The following is a 2,092-nucleotide window of genomic DNA, read 5'->3' as shown; positions in this document are numbered from 1 at the left end:
TGCATCAAACGCCCACACTTATCGACTGTTCTTTGTTAAAGAGCTTCTGCATTTTCGCTTCGGAGCGTTGTGTCGTCAGCAGCAGAGAAGCGAGATTATGCAGGACTATCGGCCACTCGTCAACACCCAAATAAAAGAAAAACCCCAGCCGCTGACGCGGCCGGGGTTTTCGTGGGTGCGGCGAGGTGCTTATTCCGCGATGTCGGTCCCCACATTGATGGCCGCATAGGCGCGCACGACGGCTTTCGCCTCCTTGCTGCCCACGCCATACAGGGACTCGGCGGCCTGCTTCATCTTCAGCGCGGCATCCGCATAATTGGTCGAGGAGGTGAACAGGGTCGTGTTCGCCTTGAACCAGATGCGGTAGGCCTTATCGGTCCCGATGCCCGTCATGTTCAGCGGCGTCTTGGTCAGGTATTTCGAGTAGTAGTCGCTGGTGGACGTGGCGCTCGAGCCATTGGCTAGGAAGTAGAACATACGGTTGTTCGGCCCGCTCGAATAGTGCACGTCGAGGCGCTTGAGCGAGGTGCTCCAGGCATCCGGGCTGCTGCCATCCTTGGACGGCTTGTACAGCCAGCGCAGCGGGGTGCCGGTCTTGGAGATCTCCTTGCCCATCACCCAGTCGTTGCCGGTCAGCGGAATCGTGGCGCCCGTACCGCCGGCGCGCGCATAGGCTTCAACGGCTTCACCATTGATGTCCGAGGCCGACTCGTTCAGGCCGCCCGACTCGCCGCGGTAGGTCAGATTGGAAGTGGCGGCAGTGACGCCGTGACCCATTTCGTGGCCGATCACGTCGATCGAACCCAGGCTGTAGAAGGACGAGCCGTCCCCGATGTACATGCACTTGCAGGTATCGGTGTAGTAGGCATTGTCGTAGGCGGTGCCGACGTGGACGGCGATGAAAGTCGCGGTGTTGTTGCCATCGAGCGACTTCCAGCCCATGGTGTTGTTCATCGCGTCATAGGTGTTCATCAGACCCCACATGGCGTTGACGGCCGCGGTCTGGCCGTTCGCATTGGTGGTCGAGCCGCCCGAGATGTAGTTCTGGCCGTCGCCCCAGGTGTTGGTGGCATTCGTGTACATCAGGCCCGGGGTCGGGCTCGAGGTCGACGCGTGGTTGGCATTGGTGATGGCCATGCCGCCGTAGCTGCCGCCCACGCCGCGCGTGGTGTCGAGCATCTTGTACTGGGTGCCGTCGAAGGTGGTCTGGATCGGCACGGTGCCGTTGTACTGGCTGTAGCCGGTGCCGGCCACGGACTGCATCATGTTCCACTGGTCGATGACGGCGCCGCTATTGGCGTCCACCACCGTGTTGTAATAGGCGGGCGCGCCGCCATTCGACATGCGCGTTTCGACCAGGTAGGCCAGCTTGTAGCTGTCGACGACGTCCTCGACGTCAAAGGCGTTCAGGTCGGCTTCGGCCTTGTTGGCGGCAGCGGCCTTGCGCACGGTTTTCATCACCGGGTAGATGATCAGCTCGGCATTCGGCGCCACCGTGTGGCTGCCGTTCGGGGCAATGCTGTTGGCCACGCGCGTGATCGCGGCCTGTTTGCTCAGGCCCGGGGTCAGGTTCATGCTGGCGAAGTTGCCACGCAGGTCGGCCAGGCTGTGGCCTTTGATATTGCCATTGCGATCGGTCTCGACCACGGATTCCGATTCGAAAATGCGGATGCCTTTGTAGGTGTGGTTCAGGCGGGTAATGGCCGAGTCGCCGGCGCCCGGATGCTGGCGCGCGATGACAAAGCCGAAATCGCTACTCAGGCCTTTCTTGGCATTTTCAGCATTGAGTTTGGCCACGAGGGCGGCGTTTTGTTGGGCCGAAAAGGCCACCGGGGATGCCATCATCGAGACGGCGCTGGCCTGGCTGGCCAAAAGCGTGATTGCAGCAGCGATCAGAGTCTTGCGAAAAGCCATTCATACCTCCAAGTTTTTCCCTAATGTTTTTTATGGCGCCAGCGGCGTGGCCGACGTATGCATTAGAAGATAGACCTGTCCGAATTCGCTTGTCAAAATTATTCGCAAAAAAGACGCACGTTTGGAAGCTGTTAAGAATTTAACAGACGGCCCAAAGCAAAAAACCCCGATAGCGCGC

General features: G+C 59.8%; 2 protein-coding genes. One reads left to right on the top strand and one right to left on the bottom strand.

The genetic code is table 11. The features are described 5' to 3' along the window. On the top strand, nucleotides 1-229 hold a 229-nt coding region (locus tag LZ005_RS21470), incomplete at its 5' end, for a hypothetical protein (protein WP_237811056.1). Here LZ005_RS21470 and LZ005_RS21465 read toward each other — a convergent pair. Then, a complete protein-coding gene (locus LZ005_RS21465; protein WP_237811054.1) occupies nucleotides 190-1,914 on the bottom strand; it encodes a M4 family metallopeptidase in 1,725 nt (574 codons plus the stop codon). The two genes, LZ005_RS21470 and LZ005_RS21465, sit on opposite strands and share 40 nt — an antisense overlap. Between the last annotated feature and the right edge of the window lie 178 nt (nucleotides 1,915-2,092).

The organism is Massilia sp. TS11 (assembly GCF_022012445.1).
In the GTDB taxonomy this organism is placed as follows: domain Bacteria; phylum Pseudomonadota; class Gammaproteobacteria; order Burkholderiales; family Burkholderiaceae_D; genus Telluria.
The sequence above is the reverse complement of the archived record's forward strand: the minus strand, read 5'-3'. Positions and strand labels throughout refer to the sequence as shown.